Genomic DNA, 20,816 nt, shown 5'->3' on the forward strand with positions numbered 1-20,816 from the left:
TGCAGACGCTGCTTGCGTCTTACCTGAAAGCAACAGTAGCCATAGCTAACGTCGTGTCGAGCATTCGGTTAGCAAAGCCCCATTCGTTATCGCACCAGACCAACGTTTTGATCAGGTGTGCGCCACTGACCCGGGTTTGGGTGCCATCGACAATGGCACTGTGCGGATCGTGGTTAAAATCTACAGAGACCAACGGCAATTCCGTATAGTCAACTATACCATGAAATGCACCTTGTGCTGCTTTTTGCAGCAACAGGTTGACTTCATTGGCTTTTACAGGTTTCTTCACCGTCACGCTTAAATCGATTGCCGTCACATTTATGGTTGGCACACGTACCGCAATCGCTTCAAAGCGATCGTTAAATTGCGGAAAAAATCGTGTGATACCGGCGGCCAGTTTAGTATCGACCGGAATGATCGACTGGCTGGCTGCCCGGGTGCGACGCAGGTCAGGATGGTATGCATCAATAACCTGTTGATCGTGCATGGCGGAGTGAATTGTGGTCACAGTGCCGGACTCAATACCGTACGCATCATCTAACAATTTGATGACGGGAATTATGCAATTCGTGGTACAGGAAGCGTTAGAAACGATGCGGTGTTCCGCACGAAGTTGATCCTGATTGACGCCGTAAACAACGGTCGCGTCGAGATCGTTACTGCCAGGATGTGAAAAGAGCACTTTTTTGGCCCCGGCGGCAATATGCGCTTCGCCATGCTCGCGGGAGCCATATACGCCGGTGCAGTCGAGGACTACATCAACGCCAAGTTCACGCCAGGGGAGCGATTGCAGTGAACGTTCATGCAATACGCGGATGGCGTCATCACCAACAAAAAGTTGATCGCGTTCCTGTCGTACTTCCCATGCAAAACGGCCATGGCTGGTGTCATATTTCAACAAATGCGCCATGCCCGCAGCATCCGCCAGTTCGTTGATTGCCACCACGGTAATTTCCGCCCGGCGTCCGGATTCATACAAAGCACGAACCACATTACGCCCGATGCGACCGAAGCCATTTATCGCTACGCGTACGGTCATAGATCTCCTGCAAGGTTTTCCCTGAGCAAATTTGCCAGACAGAGTAATCCAGCAAATCGTCCGGGGAAACCTTACCTGTCGCAAACTGCGACTGATTGGTTAATTGTCGAACATTTAATCGACTGAAACGCTTCAGCTAGGATAAGCGAAACGTGGAATAAAAGGAATGATTGTCCAGTCAAAGAAAACAAATATCTGACTTACGTCACGTTTTCAGCCCCGCCCCTGTGGAATTTATTCCACTTTGCAGAATCACGAATAAGCGTAGCAAAATCTTTTCGTTGTGCCGTCACAAACCCTGACTTTTATCAGAATATGACTGATGCAGCGTCGATATTATCCGCAATACGTCCGAGTTTCGGAGTACTCCAATGATGACATTGCCCTACCCATATTCTTCCTCCGCACGCTTTTACGCACTGCGCCTCCTCCCCGGGCAGGAAGTTTTTTCCCAGCTACACGCTTTTGCACAGCAGCAGCAACTTCATGCCGCCTGGATTGCAGGCTGTACCGGTAGCCTGACTGACATCGCCTTGCGCTATGCCGGGCAAGAAGGCACCACGCTCCTGAACGGTACATTCGAAGTGATCTCACTAAACGGCACGTTGGAACAGAGTGGTGAGCATCTTCATCTCTGCGTTTCCGATCCACACGGCACGATGCTTGGCGGTCATATGATGCCCGGCTGTACCGTGCGGACCACGCTTGAACTGGTGATCGGTAGCCTTGAGGAACTGGCGTTTAGCCGCCAACCTTGCGCGCTTTCTGGTTACGACGAGTTGCATATTTCCCCCGTTAAATAACTACTTTCAGAGAGGTTTTCTTATGGCGCGTAGCCACTTTTCCAGTCAGGTGCTGGTGTTAATCGTTATATCTATCGCCATCAATATGATCGGCGGGCAACTGGCCAGCATGGTCAAATTACCTATATTTCTCGACTCCATCGGCACACTTATTAGCGCGGTACTGCTTGGTCCGGTGATCGGGATGCTGACCGGTTTACTGACCAATTTACTCTGGGGATTGCTGACCGACCCGATCGCCGCCGCATTTGCGCCCGTGGCGATGGTCATCGGCCTGGTCGCCGGTTGGCTGGCGCGAGCGGGTTGGTTTCGCACCCTACCAAAAGTCGTTGTCAGCGGCGTGATTATTACGCTTGCGGTAACGGTCGTCGCTGTACCGCTGCGTACTGCGCTGTTCGGCGGTGTCACCGGTAGCGGAGCCGATTTGTTCGTTGCCTGGATGCACTCGATGGGGCAAAACCTGGTGGAGTCAGTGGCGATTACGGTGATAGGCGCGAACCTGGTCGATAAAACTCTTACAGCGGTGATTGTCTGGCTTTTACTGCGCCAGCTGCCGATTCGCACCACGCGCCATTTTCCGGCAATGGCTGCCGTGCGCTAAATGCATCCATTTACCTCATTAACACTATGGGCATTGGCGGCCTGCACCACGCTTATCCTGCCCGCGCAGACCATTTTGCCGATCTATAGCGCGGCGACCTTTTTTTGCCTTATTGCGCTAAAGGCCACGCGGCGGCGTGCAAAATATGTCGCCTGGCTGATGTTCTCGCTGGGAGCCGGGCTGTGGCTGGTACACGGTGGCTGGCTAACAGAATGGCTAAGCGGCACGCCGCGTTCGCCGGAGCGTTGGACGCATGCTATTACGCTCTGGTTGCGGATTCTGGCGATTGTTTCAACCTCACAGTTGTGGATGCAGTACGTCCCCGTGCAATGTTTTATCCGCGCTCTGTTTGCTTCTCGCCTGCCGCCAGGCGTCGCTTATCTGTTTGCCGGGCCGTTATTGGTCGTTGAGCAGTTAAAACGGCAATTAGCGATTATTCATGAAGCGCAGCGTGCCCGCGGCGTGCCGCTGGATGAGGGCTGGTATCAGCGTTTACGTGCGATGCCCGCGTTAATTATTCCGCTAACACACAATGCGCTAAACGATCTTGCTGTCCGCGGTGCGGCGCTGGATATGCGGGCATTTCGGATCCACAACCGACGAACAACGTTGTGGGCACCAGCCGATAGCACCCTACAACGCGTAGCGCGTTACACCATGATCTTGCTGATGCTGACAGAATTCGGAGCGTGGATATGGTTACGTTAGAACAGTTCCGTTATTGCCCGACACACTCAACGCATCCTCCGTTCTGTTATAACTTTCACTATGTCAAACCGGGGATGGTCGCCATCTTTGGTGACAACGGCAGTGGCAAAAGTACGCTGGCACAGCTGATGGCGGGCTGGTATCCGGACTTTCTGCCAGGAGAGATAACAGGCACGGGGACGCTCCTCGGTACGCCCATTGGGCATCTCCCGCTTAATGAACAATCCGCCACCATCCAGCTCGTCCAGCAATCGCCCTATTTGCAGCTCTCCGGCTGTACCTTTAGCGTGGAAGAAGAAGTTGCCTTTGGGCCAGAAAATCTGTGTCTTGCTGAAGCAGAGATTATGGCGCGGATTGATGCCGCCCTGACTCTGACCGAGTGCCAGCCGTTGCGCCATCGTCACCCGGCAACACTCTCCGGTGGAGAGACACAGCGCGTGGTCATCGCCTGCGCCATCGCGATGCAGCCAAAGCTATTAATTCTTGATGAAGCCTTTAGCCGCCTGACGCCGCAGGCCAGCGAAATGCTGTTGCAGCGCTTACAACACTGGGCGTTTGAACGTGGTTCGCTGATTATTCTTTTTGAACGTCATCGCACACCTTTCCTGAACTACTGCCAGCAAGCGTGGCAATTGCAAAACGGAGCGCTCCAGCCACTATGTTAACGTTAAATCAGATATCTTATCGCTGGCCTGGCGCGGCAACGGATTGTCTTTGCGACATTTCTCTGCAACTCAAACAAGGTGAATGGTTGGCGCTGACCGGTGACAATGGCGCAGGGAAATCGACGCTGTTACGAGTAATGGCAGGTCTTCTTACGCCCACAGCCGGTACGGTTATGCTGCAACAACAGGCGATGAAAAACCTGAAAAACCGCCAGCGCGCGGCAAAGATTGGCGTACTGTTTCAGGAAGCGGAAAACCAACTTTTTCACAGCACCGTCGCTGACGAGATCGCATTTGGTTTGAAACTGCAAAAATGCCCGGCGGATGAAATCACTCAACGTACCCATGCTGCCCTGCAATGTTGTCAGTTAGCAGACACTGCCAGCGCGCACCCGTTGGATCTGCATAGTGCGCAGCGACGGATGGTCGCCGTCGCCTGCCTGGAAGCACTCTCTCCGCCACTATTGCTGCTGGACGAGCCGAGTCGGGATTTTGACGAAAATTGGTTGAGCGTGTTTGAAAGCTGGCTGGAGAAGTGCCGCCAGCGAGGCACGAGTGTCGTAGCAATCAGTCATGACGCCGCATTTACCCGGCGTCATTTCTCTCGTGTGGTGCGACTGGAAGATGGTCTAATCAGGAACATTAATCCACCAGACGATATTCACCCGTAGCGGTCATCATTAAGGTCAAATTTGCAGGCAGACTCTCTTCCAGCACCCGGCGAACATTCGGCCCGTCGGTACGGTCATAAAAAGCTTCTGCGTCTGTCAGCGATAACCCTCCCGCCAGCTTGCGCCCCATCAGTCGTTCCCGCAACGCAGTAGCTGGCGCATTGATAAAGATCGAGAAATCACAAAATTGCGCTAGCTGGCGCCAGTTATCGTCATCCAGCAATAGCCAGTTTCCTTCGACAATGATTATTGGTGCGGTAACGTGCAACGCATCTTCAACAGGATCATGCTTTTGTCGATCATACTGCGGCCACGTACAATCCCCTTCCACGACCTGGCGCAGATTTTCCGCCAGTTTCGCTACGTCAAATGTCTCTGGTGCGCCTTTGAAGGGGCGCAATTGATGCGCATCCAGCCAGCTATTGTAATGGTGAAAACCATCCATCGGCAGCGTCTGAATAGCGGGCAGTTCCGGGTCTTGTTGCGCGAGATATTCCCAGAAGGTGGTTAGGGTAGATTTCCCCGTCCCCGGCGGAGCGCAAAGAAAAACCACCGTACGCCGCTGCGGATTTACCGTCTGTAAGGCTGCCAGCATACGCAGCAACGGTTTATGCACGCGTTTTATCTCTTCATCATGGTACTGCGCTTGCACGTTCAGCCCATTCACCGTTAATTCAATTTTCACGGCGTTAATTCCTTTAAGGTGGTCGTTACTGCCAGCGTCAGCGCCGTTTTGACCATTCCGCTAAAACGCGCCTCTGACCAGACGGCGAAATCGGCGAACTTCATCGCTTTCAACGCGTCATAGAGCGTCGCATTGCAGGTTATGCTATTGACGTTGCTGATAAAATCCCAGGTCATGTCATCGGCAAATCCGGGCGCTTCATCCTGTTCGTTCAGGTAATGCCAGAACTGGGAAAAATGCGTGATATCGGCGTACAGCCATTTATCCATTTTCCCCAGCGCATAAATCAAACGCAGTGCAACATCAATATCGTCAAGCGGGCCGCTTTGGGCAAGTAACGGCTTCACTGCATATTCCACGATCTCTTCATCGTTATCGACAAACAGCGACGGCAGAAACTGGCGTATTCCCTGGAGCAAAATAGAATGCGCAGTTTTCATAAATGAAAATAAATTGTCCTGTGCATCCAGTTGCTCAAGCACATCATCTTCTGTCAGCGTCGCCATTGGTCTTCCGATAGATCACCATCAATGCAGGGAGTCTATTATATTACACGTTTGGTCCGCGCCGCCGATCAGTAATGTCTGCGTCCGCACCCCATTCGCCGTCTGTTGGATACCGTTCACCAGCTCGCCGCCCGTGACGCCCGTAGCGCTAAAGAGGATATCGTTCCCCCTCACCAGTTCGTCGAGCGAGTACACACGGTTCACTTCAACGCCCATTGCCTTGCAACGCTTGCGCTCCTGCTCTGCAATCTGCCGATTTTCCGTGTAATCCCCTTTAGCCTGACAAAAATCGATTAATTCCGCCTGCATATCTCCGCCTAACGCTTTGACTGCACAGGCAGAAATCACGCCTTCCGGCGCGCCGCCGATGGTGTACATCACGTCGTAAGGATTATCCTGCCAGCAGGTCAGCACGCTGGCGGCGACATCGCCATCCGGCAGGGCAAAAACTTTCACCCCCAGCTGTGTTGCTTCCTCAATCGCGGCACTCAGACGCGGTTTATCCAGCGTAACCATGCGCAGCTTGTCCAGCGGTTTACCTAACGCCCGCGCCACGTTACGCAAGTTGTCCGCCAGAGGCAAAGACAGATCAATCGCCCCGGCAGCCAGTCGATTAACAACCAGCTTTTTCATATACATATCGGGTGCATGTAACAGGCTATCTCGAGGGGCGAAAGCCATGACCGCCAGCGCATTGCTCTGCCCCATCGCCACCATCCGCGTGCCTTCAATGGGATCAACCGCGATATCGACTTCTGGCCCATCGCCTTTGCCCACCTCTTCGCCAATCCACAGCATCGGCGCATGGTCAATTTCTCCTTCGCCGATAACCATTCGTCCACGAAAAGCGACGTCGTTTAATGCCTGGCGCATCGCGGTGACCGCCAGGCCATCAATTTTATTTTTGTCGCCACATCCGGTTTGCGGCCAGGCAGCCAACGCTGCCTGTTCCGTAACGCGAAATAATGGCCACGCCAGGGACATCATTGCGCGGCCTCCCCGATATCAACGCCAAATTGTGCCAGCAGATATTTCTCGGCCTGTTCATTCCAGATGCCGTGCGTTTCCTCAACCAGCCGCGCCAACTCTTTAAACAGCGGATCGGTTTTGCCTTTTTCGGCAAAATCGGCAATGGCAGTGAGCGGCATGGTCACGCCGTTATAAATGAGTTTTTTACCGCCAGGGATATCCGGCAGATTGAGCACGGTTTCTGGCACCGCATCCAGGCCACCGATATGGGTCACCATAAACGACGGCTGTAACTGCCCAGTGGCGCTAAGGGCAATCGCCTCTTTCATGTCGTCCGTTGAACCGCCGGATGTACCGACGACGTGCGTGCTGTTGTAATGAACGTTGTAGAAATTAAACGGCACTTTGAAGTTTTTATCCGTCGGCCCGGCAAAGAAGTTCAGACAGCCATCTTCCGCCAGTAATTCATCAGCCATCTCAACGACAGCAGGCACCGCCGCATAAACAAAAATGTCATCGAACCCGGCATCTCCTGTCAGCGCCCGCAGCATCTGTACAGGATCGCTCATCCCTTTGGTATTCACATACACCAGCTCAATGCCTTTACTGGCCGCCAGTTCCACCGGCAGCAGCTTCTGTACCTGCGCCAGACGTTTGTCGTCGATATCGACCACCACCACCCGCGACGGTTGTATGCCGCCGTTAATGGCGTAATCGATAGCGCCAATGCCCATCGGACCTGCACACGCCAGCAGTGCAATATTACCGCCAGGTTTGACGCCCATGCGATGCTCATAAACATATTGCGTGGTGTGATAATTGGCATGATAAGCACCAATAATGCAGCACATAGGCTCTGCCAGCGACGCCGCAGCAAAATAAGAGCCGTGATACGGTAATACGCAGCCCAAATTAATGGCGATTTCGGGAATAATCATATAAGTGGCATTGCCGCCAAAATATTCGTAGCTGTAGCCCGCTGAATATCCGCTTGGTAACCCCATCGCCGGTTGCAATACAAAACGCTGGCCTTTTTTATATTTGCCAGTGAGATTTTTACCCACTTCGACAATAACCCCGGCACATTCATGCCCGGTAATGACCGGATGATTTTCTAAATCGTCGGGTACGCGTTTATGTTCACTACCGAGTAACGCCGCTTTCCAGGTGGATAAACAGACGCTGTCAGAAATCACACTCACCAGTAATTCATTATCGGTAATTTCTGGCAGTTCAAATTCGCGCAGACGGACATCCCGCTTGCCATAAATAGCAGCAACTTTGGTTTTCATTTTTACCTCTGTAATCAGTGTTTATGTTCGGCGGTTAATTGATTAAATAAAGTGTCGAGTTTTGGATCGCCAATATAGTTATTAATCAATATCAGTGGTTTATCCGTCACACGTTTCACGCGCCCTTCCAGACTGGCATGAGTAACGACGATATCCGCATCCGCAGGCACGTTTTCTATGGCGTAATGTTTTACTTCAATTGCCAGCCCCGCTTTTTCCAGGCGTTTACGGAAGGTGGTCGCGCCCATCGCACTGGAGCCCATCCCCGCATCGCAAACAAAGGCGATACGCTTAACCCTGCTTAACGAGAATGCACCCTCTTGTTTCATCGCCTTAACCGCATTGGCTGACTGAGCAAACTCATCTTCGCTCTCCGTTTCCACCGTTTTTTCCATCTTCAGTATCAGCGAAGTGATAGCAAAGGACACCAGGGTACCTACCGTAACACCGGCAATTGTCGCCAGGAACGAACCTTTCGGCGTCAGCGCCAGGTAAGCAAAGATAGACCCCGGACTTGGGCCAGCCACCAGACCACCGTCCAGTAAGTTAAACATCCAGGTGCCAGACATACCGCCCGCAATCATGGCAATAATAGTCAGCGGCTTCATCAGCACATATGGGAAATACAGTTCGTGGATCCCACCGAGGAAGTGAATAATCATCGCCCCGGGCGCAGAACGTTTACTCATCCCTTTACCAAACAAGGTAAACGCCAGCAGCAGCCCCAGGCCCGGACCTGGGTTAGAGGCCACCATAAAGAAGATGGATTTACCGTTAACCGAAGCCTGTTGCATTCCCAGCGGATAATAGACGCCCTGATCGATCGCATTATTAAGGAAAAGCACTTTCGCCGGTTCATTGATGACTGACAGCAGAGGCAGATAACCCGCATGTACCAGCGCCTCAATACACTCTTTGACGAAAGTATTGGCAATTAACACCGCCGGGCCGATCACTTCAAAACCCAGCAGGCAAAGGAGCATCCCCGCGATACCTAATGAGAAGTTATTGATAACCATCTCAAAACCGGCAGGTATGCGTTTTTCCAGTGCCTTATCAACATATTTTATGACCAGACCACCGAGCGGCCCCATAATCATTGAGCCAAGGAACATCGGGATCTCTGCGCCGACGATCACACCAATAGTACCTATTCCGCCCATGACCGCGCCGCGTTTACCGCCGACCAGATGACCACCGGTAGAACCAATCATCACGGGCAATAAATAGGTAATCATCGGGCCGACAATTTTGGCGAAATGTTCGTTAGGCAGCCAACCGGTGGGAATAAATAACGCAGTAATAAAACCCCAGGCAATAAAAGCACCAATATTGGGGATGACCATTGCAGTCAAAAAGCCCCCAAAAGCCTGGACCTTTGCACGAGCAGACTTGTTTTCCATAATATTATCCTGTAGAGGAGAGAGTAATTATCCGCGGCTGATAATGTCCGCTAATTGTTTTTCTGATGATGCTGTTAAGAGTTGTTCGAGTATTTCTTCTTCGCACAGTAATTCACTTAACGCCTGAATAGCGCCAATGTGCGAATCGGCATCGGCAGCAGAGAGTCCGATGAGTAATTTAATTGGTTCGTCATTCCCCGGAAAATAAACACCTTGTTCAAGTAATGTCAAAGACATCCCGGTTTTAAGCGCCCCACATTCCGGTCGCGCATGAGGCATTGCCACGCCTGGTGCGAGAATATAATAAGGGCCATTGTTAATGGTGGAATCTTTAATTGCCTGAATGTAATTCTCGCTGATATAGTTTTTATCCAGCAATGATACCATCGAGAAATCGATAGCTTCCTGCCAATCTTTTGCTGAATGTATAACTGAGATTGATGATTCTGGAAAATAATCACTAAGCCGCATAAATTATCCTTATTTTATTTTTAGGGTACCGTCCGGCGGTAAAAATAAAATACTCGTGCGGTTTAATGAAAGCAATTGGGTACGCGAGAAGAAAAACCCCATAAACCAAAATAATAAAACCTTAAATAACAACAATATGAAATTGATATTTTTAAAGTCAACTTTGTATTTGTTATGTTTATCACAAAATCAACATTTTGTTTGTTATTGTATTTGTGATGCATATCTCTATTTATTTATTGAATGTTCGAAAACATACTTTTCTAATACAATGTTTTTTCGCTATACCCCTTTATAGATTCTGAATTCTCACCTGTCGGCTGTTTTCTCCTCATCTCATGTGACATATTCCCACACTTTACTCAAGGAAGATTGTCATGAAAGCACCTGTTTCATTAACCTCATTTCGCCCACAAAAATCTCTTGCTATCGCCATTGGCGTGCTTGCCGTGGTTGTGCTGCCATTTCTCTCGTATTACACCGTTAATGAAGGTGAACGCGGCATTTTGCTGCGCTACGGAAAAATCGTAAAAGTTGCCGAGCCGGGTCTGGGTTTTAAGATCCCGTTTATGGAAAGCGTGGAGAAAATTTCCACGCGTAATCAGGCTGTGGTCTATCAGGGATTACAGGCCTACAGCCGCGACCAGCAACCGGCACAAATGACAGTATCAGTCAGCTTCCACATTAAACCTTCAGAAGCAGGCGCGGTTTATACCACCTACAACACCATTGAAGCATTAAAAGATCGTCTGATTGTCCGTCAGTTGCCAACTCAACTGGAGAACGTTTTCGGCCAATATACCGCCATCAGCGCTGTACAGGATCGTACAAAACTGGTTCAGGATCTGCAAAATGCCATGCGCAAAGCCGTTGTTGGGCCAGTGGTAATTGACGGGGTCCAGATTGAAAATATTGATTTTTCTGACGCTTATGAAAAGTCGATTGAAGACCGAATGAAAGCAGAAGTCGCCATTGCCACGCGTAAGCAAAATCTGGAAACAGAGAAAATCCAGGCGCAAATAGCGGTAACTCAGGCCCAGGCAGAAGCAGACAGTAAACTGGCGGCAGCCAAAGCAGAAGCGGAAACTATTCGCGTAAGAGGCGCGGCAGAGGCTGAAACTATTCGTTTAAAAAGTGCGGCTGAAGCAGAAGCAATCCGCCTGCGCGGTGAAGCTCTGCGGGATAATCCCGGACTTGTAGCCCTCACCACTGCCGAACGTTGGGACGGTAAACTGCCCGATACCATGATCCCCGGCAGCACAGTTCCGTTTATCTCTACTAAGTAAAAAAGGGCCGCTTTCGCGGCCCTTGAGAGTGATGGCAAAAGCAAAACTGCCTGATGCGCTACGCTTATCAGGCCTACATACTTCCTGCAATATATTGAATTTGCACGATCTTGTAGGTCGGATAAGGCGTTCACGCCGCATCCGACATGAACAACGCGCACTTTACCAATAATCTAAAGGGCCGCTTTCGCGGCCCTTCTCACAAAACGTCTTACTGATTACAGCAGCGCTTTTGCTTTCGCAACAACGTTATCAACAGTGAAGCCGAACTCTTCAAACAGCAGCTCTGCCGGAGCAGATTCACCGAAGGTGGTCATACCGACGATAGCACCGTTCAGGCCAACATACTTGTACCAGTAGTCAGCAATACCCGCTTCCACCGCAACGCGTGCAGTAACAGCTTTCGGCAGGACAGACTCACGGTAAGCCGCGTCCTGCTTGTCGAATGCGTCGGTAGACGGCATGGAAACCACGCGCGCTTTCACGCCTTCGGCAGTCAGTTTTTCGTAGGCAGCAACCGCCAGTTCAACTTCAGAACCGGTGGCGATGAAGATCAGTTCCGGCTGACCAGCACAGTCTTTCAGCACATAACCACCGCGCGCGATGTTTGCCAACTGCTCTTCAGTACGTTCCTGCTGCGCCAGGTTCTGACGGGAGAGGATCAGCGCGGTCGGGCCGTCCTGACGCTCAACACCGTATTTCCACGCTACCGCGGATTCAACCTGGTCACACGGACGCCATGTAGACATGTTCGGGGTCACACGCAGAGAAGCGACCTGCTCTACCGGCTGGTGAGTCGGGCCATCTTCGCCCAGACCGATGGAGTCGTGGGTGTAAACCATCACCTGGCGCTGTTTCATCAGCGCAGCCATACGTACGGCGTTACGTGCGTATTCCACGAACATCAGGAAGGTGGAAGTGTACGGCAGGAAGCCACCGTGCAGGGAGATACCGTTAGCAATCGCGGTCATACCGAACTCGCGAACACCGTAGTGGATGTAGTTACCCGCAGCATCTTCGTTGATTGCTTTAGAACCAGACCACAGGGTCAGGTTAGACGGTGCCAGGTCAGCAGAGCCGCCGAGGAATTCAGGCAACAGCGGGCCGAACGCTTCGATAGCATTCTGCGACGCTTTACGGCTGGCGATTTTCGCCGGATTAGCCTGCAGTTTAGCGATAAACTCTTTCGCTTTCGCGTCGAAGTCAGACGGCATTTCGCCTTTCATACGGCGGGTAAATTCAGCTGCTTCCTGCGGATAAGCTTTCGCGTAAGCCGCAAACTTCTCATTCCATGCAGATTCTTTCGCCTGGCCTGCTTCTTTCGCATCCCACTGCGCATAGATTTCAGACGGGATTTCGAACGGTGCGTATTTCCAGCCCAGCTGTTCGCGGGTCAGAGCGATTTCTGCATCACCCAGCGGCGCACCGTGGGAGTCGTGAGTACCGGCTTTGTTCGGGGAACCGAAACCGATGATGGTTTTGCACATCAGCAGGGACGGTTTGTCAGTCACTGCGCGCGCTTCTTCTACTGCGCGTTTGATGGATGCTGCGTCATGACCGTCGATGTCGCGAATAACGTGCCAGCCGTAAGCTTCGAAACGCATTGCGGTGTCGTCGGTGAACCAGCCTTCAACGTGACCATCAATAGAGATACCGTTGTCATCGTAGAACGCAATCAGTTTACCCAGCTTCAGCGTACCCGCCAGAGAGCAAACTTCGTGGGAGATGCCTTCCATCATGCAGCCGTCGCCCATGAAGGCGTAGGTGTAGTGGTCGACAATGTCGTGGCCCGGACGGTTAAACTGCGCCGCCAGCGTTTTTTCTGCAATCGCCATACCTACTGCGTTGGCAATACCCTGCCCCAGCGGACCGGTGGTGGTTTCCACACCAGCGGTGTAACCCACTTCCGGGTGGCCCGGAGTTTTAGAGTGCAGCTGACGGAAGTTTTTCAGTTCTTCCATCGGCAGATCGTAACCGGTGAGGTGCAGCAGGCTGTAGATCAGCATGGAGCCGTGGCCGTTGGACAGCACGAAGCGGTCACGGTCAGCCCAGGACGGATTCTGCGGGTTGTGTTTCAGGAAATCACGCCACAGGACTTCGGCAATGTCAGCCATACCCATAGGGGCACCCGGGTGACCGGATTTGGCTTTCTGTACTGCGTCCATGCTCAGCGCACGAATAGCATTGGCAAGCTCTTTACGTGAGGACATTTTGACTCCAGATCGGATGATGAAGGGCACGCCCTTAACGACTTGACGACAGCGCGTTTTGGGCTACGCCGGAAAATTTGCCAACAATTTACCGCAAGCCGCGCGTCATGTACATGGAACATCCTTTTGCTGCTTCAGAAATCTCTGGATCATGCTCGCATGTTGCGCAATCTACTCGCCCGTCCGCTGCGCTTTTCCTTATACTGAGACTGAGCGTCGGTTCACCTGCAAACGGCGCATTTTTAGAATAATCCTGACCTTGTGCGGAAGAAAAAACATGAAAATTCGCGCCTTATTGGTAGCAATGAGCGTGGCAACGGTACTGACCGGTTGCCAGAATATGGACTCCAACGGACTGCTCTCATCAGGAGCGGAAGCTTTTCAGGCTTACAGTTTGAGTGATGCGCAGGTGAAAACCCTGAGCGATCAGGCATGTCAGGAGATGGACAGCAAGGCGACGATTGCGCCAGCCAATAGCGAATACGCTAAACGTCTGACAACTATTGCCAATGCGCTAGGCAACAATATCAACGGTCAGCCGGTAAATTACAAAGTGTATATGGCGAAGGATGTGAACGCCTTTGCAATGGCTAACGGCTGTATCCGTGTCTATAGCGGGCTGATGGATATGATGACGGATAACGAAGTCGAAGCGGTGATCGGTCACGAGATGGGGCATGTAGCGTTAGGCCATGTGAAGAAAGGGATGCAGGTAGCGCTTGGTACAAATGCCGTGCGAGTAGCTGCGGCCTCTGCGGGCGGGATTGTCGGAAGTTTATCTCAATCACAACTTGGTGATCTGGGCGAGAAATTAGTCAATTCGCAATTCTCCCAGCGCCAGGAAGCAGAAGCCGATGATTATTCTTACGATCTTCTGCGCCAACGCGGCATCAGCCCGGCAGGTCTTGCCACCAGCTTTGAAAAACTGGCGAAACTGGAAGAAGGCCGCCAAAGCTCAATGTTTGACGACCATCCTGCATCCGCCGAACGCGCCCAGCATATTCGCGATCGCATGAGCGCGGATGGGATTAAGTAAAGCCTGGTGGTGTCGAACGTAGGTCAGATAAGGCGTTCACGCCGCATCTGACATGAATGGCACATTTGTTACCTTGTGCGCATTGCCGGATGCGATGCTGGCGCATCTTATCCGGCCTACGGGTGCCGAACGTAGGTCGGATAAGGCGTTCACGCCGCATCCGACATTAATGGCACGTTTTACCCGTGCGCATCGCATCTGGCGCTTACTCGCCCTTTTTCGCCGCCTGGATATACAGCATCTCCAGCGCCAGCGTTGCCGCTGCCAGAGCGGTGATTTCCGACTGATCGTATGCCGGAGCCACTTCCACTACGTCCATCCCAACAATGTTGAGATCTTTCAGGCCGCGTACCAGTTTAATGGCGCGATCGGAGGTCAGACCGCCAATTACCGGCGTACCGGTTCCCGGCGCAAATGCAGGATCCAGGCAGTCGATATCAAAGGTCAGGTAAACCGGCATATCACCCACAATTTGTTTCACCTGGGCGATAACGTCATCCACGCTGCGATCGTTCACCTGGCAGGCGTCCAGCACGGTAAAGCCGTTGTCTTTATCAAATTCGGTACGAATACCAATCTGCACGGAATGATTCGGGTCGATCAGACCTTCTTTCGGCGCGGTATAGAACATGGTGCCGTGGTCAAATTCACAACCGTTCGCGTAGGTATCGGTGTGGGCGTCAAAGTGTACCAGCGCCATTTTGCCGAAATGCTTCGCATGAGCACGCAGCAGCGGCAGCGTAACAAAGTGGTCACCACCGAAGGAGAGCATACGCTTACCGGCAGCCAGCAGCTTCTCTGCGTGTGCCTGCAGCTTCTCGCTCATCTCACGGGCATCGCCGAAAGCATATACCAGATCACCACAGTCCACGACGTTCAGACGCTCACGCATGTCGAAATTCCACGGGAAGCGGTTGTGTTCCCAGGCCAGATTCGTCGAAACCTGACGGATAGCTGCCGGACCGTGGCGTCCCCCCGCACGACCAGAAGTGGCCATATCGAACGGCACACCAGTAATCACCCAGTCAGCATCGCTGTCATACGGCTGGAAGTTCATCGGCAGGCGTAAAAAACCAAAGGCGTTGGAAACCAGTGAGTTATCGTATTGATGACCTAAGGTGCTCATGGATGGACTCCTATTACAAAGTCGATATAAAAAAACCCTTCCGCGTCGTTAGGCCCGACGAGGAAGGGTTGGATTTGCGAAACACAAGTTTGTGCTAATTATCGCCTTAAATGGGCGAGGCATCAAGCGAGGTTGCTATTTCCGACACGGTGGCGGCGCATAGCCATTGTTATCTGCCGGAAAGGCTTGTCCAGAGCACGGCGGCAGCGCGTTTTGCGCCTGGCCTTGTAATTCAAAGGCGGCAAAGCCTATTACACCGGTATTACGCACATCGCCTTGCGCCGAATTGGCTGCGTAGGAATCAGCAACGTTGGCGAACTGAAAAGCCGCTTCGGTATGTTTATCTTTGCGGAATCCTTTAATCGCTAACGAATCTCCGGCATTCACAATATAGCCGTTGTTATTCAGCGAACCTTGCTTGCCGTTCAGCACATCCAGGCCATCAACCGTAGCAACGATCTCGTAGTTGGTGTTACGACTGTAATTACGGACATATAATTGATAATTCATTCCGACTCTGGCATGGACAATATAGCGTGGTTCATTATTGGATGAATCATAAACACGCGTAATAGGTAGAGAATTAAAATTACCATCGCGAATAGCATATTCCAGTTCGTTAATACGAATGCTATAAACGCGGTCGTAGCCGGAAGGAACATTAGTCGAATAACTAATAACGATCATCTCCGCCGGATCGCGCCAGGCTCGCTCAGCAGATACGCCCTGAACCGTTGAGTGCACATCCCCACCCCAGGCGGCGCCGACATTGCCCGATGCACTGCTATTATACTGCGCATTACTGGAACAACCGGCCAGCAGCACGATTAATGCCACCAACGCGCTACGTACTTTCCATTTTTTCATAACCGTTCCCTCTGCATTTAATTAATGCAGCGATTGTAGGGAGATTATTTAATAAGAAAAGCAGCTAAATTATTTTTAAGAATATATAAAAAGAAAGCGGACCGATTTAAGTAAATAAATCGACCCGCCAGCAGAATAATCTTAATTATTCATCTTCAAGATAGGTATAACCGTACAAACCTGCCTCGAACTCTTCAAGGAACTGTTGTTGCAGTTCAGCATCAAGATCGGTTTTCTTCACTTGATCACGGAACTGAGTTAACAGCGTTTTCGGATCGAGCTGTACATATTGCAGCATGTCCGCCACGGTATCACCTTCGTCAGACAGTTCCACTTCGACACTACCGTCAGGGAACACGAACACGTCAACCGCTTCGGTATCACCGAACAGGTTGTGCATGTTGCCGAGGATCTCCTGATATGCGCCGACCATAAAGAAACCGAGCATCGGCGGATTCTCTGGATCGTACTCCGGCATTGGCATTGTCGTGGCAATACCGTCACCATCAATATAGTGGTCGATAGCACCGTCGGAGTCACAGGTAATATCCAGCAGCACAGCGCGGCGTTCCGGCACTTGATCTAACCCTTCCAGCGGCAGAACCGGGAACAACTGGTCGATCCCCCATGCGTCCGGCATTGACTGGAACAGCGAGAAGTTGACGTACATTTTGTCCGCCATACGTTCCTGCAGCTCGTCGATAATCGGACGATGAGCACGGTTTTGCGGATCCAGCTGCTTTTGCACTTCATGGCACATGCTCAAATAAAGCTGCTCAGCCCATGCACGTTCTTGCAGGCTAAAGGTGCCGGAAGAGTAGCCGATATGAATGTCGTGCAGATCCATCTGACTGTCGTGTAACCATTCACGCAGAGAACGGCGAGTTCCCGGTTCGTGCATCTCCTGCCAGGTTTCCCACATGCTTTGCAGCGCGCGCGGCGCATCTTCTGCAGGCGCGGTCGGCACCGTGTATTCGTTACGTTCCACGCCGATGATATTAGACACCAGCACGGTGTGATGCGCAGTCACTGCACGACCCGATTCAGTGATTACCGTCGGATGCGGCAGACCGTTTTCTTCACACGCATCACCAATCGCCCAGATGATGTTGTTGGCATATTCATTGAGGCCGTAGTTTACCGAACAGTCAGACTGCGAACGGGTGCCTTCATAGTCCACGCCCAGACCGCCGCCGACGTCGAAGCACTGAATATTGACGCCCAGCTTGTGCAGTTCCACATAGAAACGCGCGGATTCACGAACGCCCGTGGCGATATCGCGAATATTCGCCATCTGCGAACCGAGGTGGAAGTGCAGTAGTTGCAGGCTGTCGAGACGCTCAGCTTCACGCAGCGTTTCAACCAGTTGCAGTACCTGAGTCGCAGCCAGGCCGAACTTCGATTTTTCCCCGCCGGAAGACTGCCATTTACCCGAGCCCTGCGAAGCCAGACGTGCACGCACGCCCAGACGAGGAACGACATTCAGACGTTCTGCTTCATCCAGCACAATGGCGATTTCTGACATCTTCTCAATGACCAGATAGACCTTGTGCCCCATCTTCTCGCCAATTAATGCCAGGCGGATATATTCGCGGTCTTTATAACCGTTGCAGACGATGACGCTACGGGTCATGCCAGCATGTGCCAGCACTGCCATCAACTCGGCTTTGGAACCGGCTTCCAGACCCAGCGGTTCGCCCGAATGAATCAGGGACTCAATCACGCGACGGTGCTGGTTAACTTTGATCGGATAAACAAGGAAGTAATCGCCGTTATAGCCGTAGGATTCCCGCGCACGTTTGAACGCGGCGTTAATGGAACGCAAACGGTGCTGCAGGATCTGTGGGAAACAGAACAGTGCAGGCAGACGCTGGCCCTGTGCTTCACGAGTTTTCACTAACTGCGCGAGATCGACGCGAGCTTCCGGGACGTCCGGGTCCGGGCACACGCTGATGTGGCCCAGCTCGTTAACGTCATAGTAGTTATTGCCCCACCAGGCAATATTGTAAGTACGCAGCATCTTGCTGGCTTCCTGGGAGCTCATTGCAACCTCCTGCATGGAGCGTAGTACACCGTGTTCGCCCGCTGACGAAGGCAAACCCATAGACATGTCGTCAGACATAGCGAACCTCAAATTATTTTATTAAGTGTAAAACAGTTAACGACTATCGCAGCCTGGAACTGCGATAACAACCCATAAGCACATGGATTTTCCAGCAGTGAATGCTGACGCTCCAACTGCGCAACCGGTTTCTTTTTCATAACATTATTAAGCACATAACCGAACGTAAGTGTGACAGTTCGGCGAAACCACGAGAAAACTCTTGTTTTTACAAGAGCGCCCTTGTTCAGTCCTCAGTAACTGTAACCAGCTCTTGAATCCTGAGAAGCGCCGAGATGGGTATAACATCGGCAGGTATGCAAAGCAGAGATGCAGAGTGCGGGGAACGAATCTTCACCAGAACGGTGAGACAGGTTAAGCAGCAGACAACGGTTCATTATTTCGTATCACCTCCACGGCCGCCTGTTAAGACGAACCCACAAGCCAAAACTCTGATTTCAACCCGGCTGGAAGTGGCAACACGAAAGAAACGTCGTGTGCTTTTTATTTAAGCCGCGCGCCGCGTTTTATACCCCACAATGGCAGAAAATTGCAAAAGATAAATACGCAGAATGCCGGCATTGTCAGGAAAAATTTCCAGCCACGTTTTTAACAGAATGAGACACGATTCAAAAAAAAGTGGAAATCGGGTGAAGAATTGACCTAAAATAGCCATCCAGATGTTAATCCATCCATACCGATTAACACTCAGACTGCCAGTGTTTTTAACCTGCAGAGTCGTGGTAGGATCCGCTACCACAGAAAATCCACACAACAGTTTGAGCTAACCAAATTCTCTTTAGGTGATATTAAATATGGCAAAACACCTTTTTACGTCCGAGTCCGTCTCTGAAGGGCATCCTGACAAAATTGCTGACCAAATCTCTGATGCCGTTTTAGACGCGATCCTCGAACAGGATCCGAAAGCACGCGTTGCTTGCGAAACCTACGTAAAAACCGGCATGGTTTTAGTTGGCGGCGAAATCACCACCAGCGCCTGGGTAGACATCGAAGAGATCACCCGTAACACCGTTCGCGAAATTGGCTATGTGCATTCCGACATGGGCTTTGACGCTAACTCCTGTGCGGTTCTGAGCGCTATCGGCAAACAGTCTCCTGACATCAACCAGGGCGTTGACCGTGCCGATCCGCTGGAACAGGGCGCGGGTGACCAGGGTCTGATGTTTGGCTACGCAACTAATGAAACTGACGTGCTGATGCCAGCACCTATCACCTATGCACACCGTCTGGTACAGCGTCAGGCTGAAGTGCGTAAAAACGGCACTCTGCCGTGGCTGCGCCCGGACGCGAAAAGCCAGGTGACTTTCCAGTATGACGACGGCAAAATCGTTGGTATCGATGCTGTCGTGCTTTCCACTCAGCACTCTGAAGAGATCGACCAGAAATCGCTGCAAGAAGCGGTAATGGAAGAGATCATCAAGCCGATTCTGCCCGCTGAATGGCTGACTTCTGCCACCAAATTCTTCATCAACCCGACCGGTCGTTTTGTTATCGGTGGCCCGATGGGTGACTGCGGTCTGACTGGTCGTAAAATTATCGTTGATACCTACGGCGGCATGGCACGTCACGGTGGCGGAGCATTCTCTGGTAAAGATCCATCAAAAGTGGACCGTTCCGCTGCGTACGCAGCACGTTATGTTGCAAAAAACATCGTTGCTGCTGGCCTGGCCGATCGTTGTGAAATTCAGGTTTCCTACGCAATCGGCGTGGCTGAACCGACTTCCATCATGGTAGAAACTTTCGGTACTGAGAAAGTGCCTTCTGAACAACTGACTCTGCTGGTACGTGAGTTCTTCGACCTGCGCCCATACGGTCTGATTCAGATGCTGGATCTGCTGCACCCGATCTACAAAGAAACCGCAGCATACGGTCACTTTGGTCGTGAACATTTCCCGTGGGAAAAAACCGACAAAGCGCAGCTGCTGCGCGATGCTGCCGGCCTGAAGTAATCTTTCTTCACCTGCTTTCAAAGGCCAGCCTCGCGCTGGCCTTTTTCTTTTACCTCACCGCGGTGGATAGGCGTTCACGCCGCATCCGGCAAAAAAACCGCCCGCACAATAACATCATTCTTCCTGATCACGTTTCACCGCAAATTATCATCACAACTGAAACCGATTACACCAACCACAACAGACAAAGATTTGTAATATTTTCATATTATTATTCGGTTTTCACAGTTGTTACATTTCTTTTCAGTAAAGTCTTAATTGCAGATAACAGCGTTTAATCTATGATGATATAACTCAATTATTTTCATGCACTTAAATCATAACTAAGATAAATGTTAGTGTAAGCGATTACACTGATGTGATTTGCTTCACATCTTTTTACGTCGTACTCACCTATCTTAATTCAC

The 20,816-nt window shown here is 51.4% G+C and carries 22 protein-coding genes; 8 read left to right on the plus strand and 14 right to left on the minus strand.

What is annotated here, in order from left to right:
- Positions 1-19: 19 nt before the first annotated feature.
- Positions 20-1,039, minus strand: coding sequence for an erythrose-4-phosphate dehydrogenase (gene epd / locus HUZ68_RS18545; protein ID WP_000218480.1), 1,020 nt, complete (start codon positions 1,037-1,039; stop codon positions 20-22).
- 371 nt (positions 1,040-1,410) lie between these two features.
- On the opposite strand from epd, the gene HUZ68_RS18550 reads away from it, so the two are divergent.
- From HUZ68_RS18550 to HUZ68_RS18570, 5 genes are read left to right on the plus strand one after another with little or no spacing between them, the layout of a single operon-like run.
- A complete protein-coding gene (locus tag HUZ68_RS18550; RefSeq protein ID WP_000988700.1) occupies positions 1,411-1,842 on the plus strand; it encodes a PPC domain-containing DNA-binding protein in 432 nt (143 codons plus the stop codon).
- Positions 1,843-1,864: 22 nt separating this feature from the next.
- Entirely contained in the window at positions 1,865-2,443 is a 579-nt protein-coding gene (locus HUZ68_RS18555; RefSeq protein ID WP_115740008.1) for an ECF transporter S component, read from the plus strand.
- Positions 2,444-3,151: an energy-coupling factor transporter transmembrane component T gene (locus HUZ68_RS18560; RefSeq protein WP_000553212.1), complete on the plus strand. Its 708-nt coding sequence runs from the start codon at positions 2,444-2,446 to the stop codon at positions 3,149-3,151. It begins immediately after the preceding gene.
- Complete coding sequence (locus HUZ68_RS18565; RefSeq protein WP_024250013.1) at positions 3,139-3,816, plus strand: ABC transporter ATP-binding protein; 678 nt, start codon at positions 3,139-3,141, stop codon at positions 3,814-3,816. Before HUZ68_RS18560 ends, HUZ68_RS18565 begins: the two co-directional genes overlap by 13 nt.
- The gene (locus HUZ68_RS18570) at positions 3,810-4,487 is read left to right on the plus strand and encodes an ABC transporter ATP-binding protein (RefSeq protein ID WP_000956885.1); all 678 of its coding nucleotides are present in this window, start codon (positions 3,810-3,812) and stop codon (positions 4,485-4,487) included. The genes HUZ68_RS18565 and HUZ68_RS18570 overlap by 7 nt, the downstream gene beginning before the upstream one ends.
- Here HUZ68_RS18570 and HUZ68_RS18575 read toward each other — a convergent pair.
- The 6 genes from HUZ68_RS18575 to cmtB are packed head-to-tail and all read right to left on the minus strand — an operon-like array spanning position 4,459 to position 9,813.
- Complete coding sequence (locus HUZ68_RS18575) at positions 4,459-5,172, minus strand: nucleoside/nucleotide kinase family protein (protein WP_115740009.1); 714 nt, start codon at positions 5,170-5,172, stop codon at positions 4,459-4,461. The two genes, HUZ68_RS18570 and HUZ68_RS18575, sit on opposite strands and share 29 nt — an antisense overlap.
- Positions 5,169-5,678, minus strand: a complete 510-nt coding sequence (gene fumE / locus HUZ68_RS18580) for a fumarase E (protein ID WP_000224122.1) — start codon at positions 5,676-5,678, stop codon at positions 5,169-5,171. The genes HUZ68_RS18575 and fumE overlap by 4 nt, the downstream gene beginning before the upstream one ends.
- A gap of 21 nt (positions 5,679-5,699) precedes the next feature.
- A complete protein-coding gene (gene glpX, locus HUZ68_RS18585; RefSeq protein WP_112925199.1) occupies positions 5,700-6,665 on the minus strand; it encodes a class II fructose-bisphosphatase in 966 nt (321 codons plus the stop codon).
- The gene (locus HUZ68_RS18590; protein WP_000853226.1) at positions 6,662-7,939 is read right to left on the minus strand and encodes a zinc-binding dehydrogenase; all 1,278 of its coding nucleotides are present in this window, start codon (positions 7,937-7,939) and stop codon (positions 6,662-6,664) included. Before HUZ68_RS18590 ends, glpX begins: the two co-directional genes overlap by 4 nt.
- Positions 7,940-7,953: 14 nt before the next feature.
- Positions 7,954-9,342: a PTS mannitol transporter subunit IICB gene (gene cmtA / locus HUZ68_RS18595; protein ID WP_000428805.1), complete on the minus strand. Its 1,389-nt coding sequence runs from the start codon at positions 9,340-9,342 to the stop codon at positions 7,954-7,956.
- A gap of 27 nt (positions 9,343-9,369) precedes the next feature.
- Complete coding sequence (cmtB, locus tag HUZ68_RS18600; protein ID WP_001239650.1) at positions 9,370-9,813, minus strand: PTS mannitol transporter subunit IIA; 444 nt, start codon at positions 9,811-9,813, stop codon at positions 9,370-9,372.
- A gap of 377 nt (positions 9,814-10,190) precedes the next feature.
- Here cmtB and HUZ68_RS18605 point away from each other — a divergent pair, with 377 nt between their 5' ends.
- Positions 10,191-11,099: a prohibitin family protein gene (locus tag HUZ68_RS18605; RefSeq protein ID WP_000646940.1), complete on the plus strand. Its 909-nt coding sequence runs from the start codon at positions 10,191-10,193 to the stop codon at positions 11,097-11,099.
- A gap of 218 nt (positions 11,100-11,317) precedes the next feature.
- Here the strand turns inward: HUZ68_RS18605 and tkt are convergent, their stop codons facing one another.
- Positions 11,318-13,309, minus strand: a complete 1,992-nt coding sequence (gene tkt, locus HUZ68_RS18610) for a transketolase (RefSeq protein WP_000098613.1) — start codon at positions 13,307-13,309, stop codon at positions 11,318-11,320.
- Positions 13,310-13,586: 277 nt separating this feature from the next.
- Between tkt and loiP the strand changes: the two genes are divergently transcribed.
- The gene (gene loiP, locus HUZ68_RS18615; RefSeq protein ID WP_000701842.1) at positions 13,587-14,345 is read left to right on the plus strand and encodes a metalloprotease LoiP; all 759 of its coding nucleotides are present in this window, start codon (positions 13,587-13,589) and stop codon (positions 14,343-14,345) included.
- 205 nt (positions 14,346-14,550) lie between these two features.
- Here the strand turns inward: loiP and speB are convergent, their stop codons facing one another.
- From speB to yqgD, 6 genes are all read right to left on the minus strand, one after another.
- A complete protein-coding gene (gene speB, locus HUZ68_RS18620) occupies positions 14,551-15,471 on the minus strand; it encodes an agmatinase (RefSeq protein ID WP_000105566.1) in 921 nt (306 codons plus the stop codon).
- A 135-nt stretch (positions 15,472-15,606) separates the two neighbouring features.
- Positions 15,607-16,338, minus strand: coding sequence for a hypothetical protein (locus HUZ68_RS18625; RefSeq protein ID WP_239593955.1), 732 nt, complete (start codon positions 16,336-16,338; stop codon positions 15,607-15,609).
- A 145-nt stretch (positions 16,339-16,483) separates the two neighbouring features.
- A complete protein-coding gene (speA, locus tag HUZ68_RS18630; RefSeq protein ID WP_033814754.1) occupies positions 16,484-18,460 on the minus strand; it encodes a biosynthetic arginine decarboxylase in 1,977 nt (658 codons plus the stop codon).
- 8 nt (positions 18,461-18,468) lie between these two features.
- A complete protein-coding gene (yqgB, locus tag HUZ68_RS18635; RefSeq protein ID WP_001297406.1) occupies positions 18,469-18,600 on the minus strand; it encodes an acid stress response protein YqgB in 132 nt (43 codons plus the stop codon).
- Between the two features lie 93 nt (positions 18,601-18,693).
- Positions 18,694-18,837 (minus strand): protein YqgG, encoded by a 144-nt coding sequence (gene yqgG, locus HUZ68_RS24980; RefSeq protein WP_001297404.1) that lies wholly within the window; start codon positions 18,835-18,837, stop codon positions 18,694-18,696.
- A gap of 110 nt (positions 18,838-18,947) precedes the next feature.
- Positions 18,948-19,199: a protein YqgD gene (gene yqgD / locus HUZ68_RS24985; protein ID WP_001303651.1), complete on the minus strand. Its 252-nt coding sequence runs from the start codon at positions 19,197-19,199 to the stop codon at positions 18,948-18,950.
- Between the two features lie 55 nt (positions 19,200-19,254).
- Between yqgD and metK the strand changes: the two genes are divergently transcribed.
- Positions 19,255-20,409, plus strand: coding sequence for a methionine adenosyltransferase (gene metK, locus HUZ68_RS18640; protein WP_001062128.1), 1,155 nt, complete (start codon positions 19,255-19,257; stop codon positions 20,407-20,409).
- The last annotated feature ends 407 nt before the right edge of the window (positions 20,410-20,816 follow it).

This window comes from Shigella dysenteriae, from assembly GCF_022354085.1.
In the GTDB taxonomy this organism is placed as follows: Bacteria; Pseudomonadota; Gammaproteobacteria; order Enterobacterales; family Enterobacteriaceae; genus Escherichia; species Escherichia coli.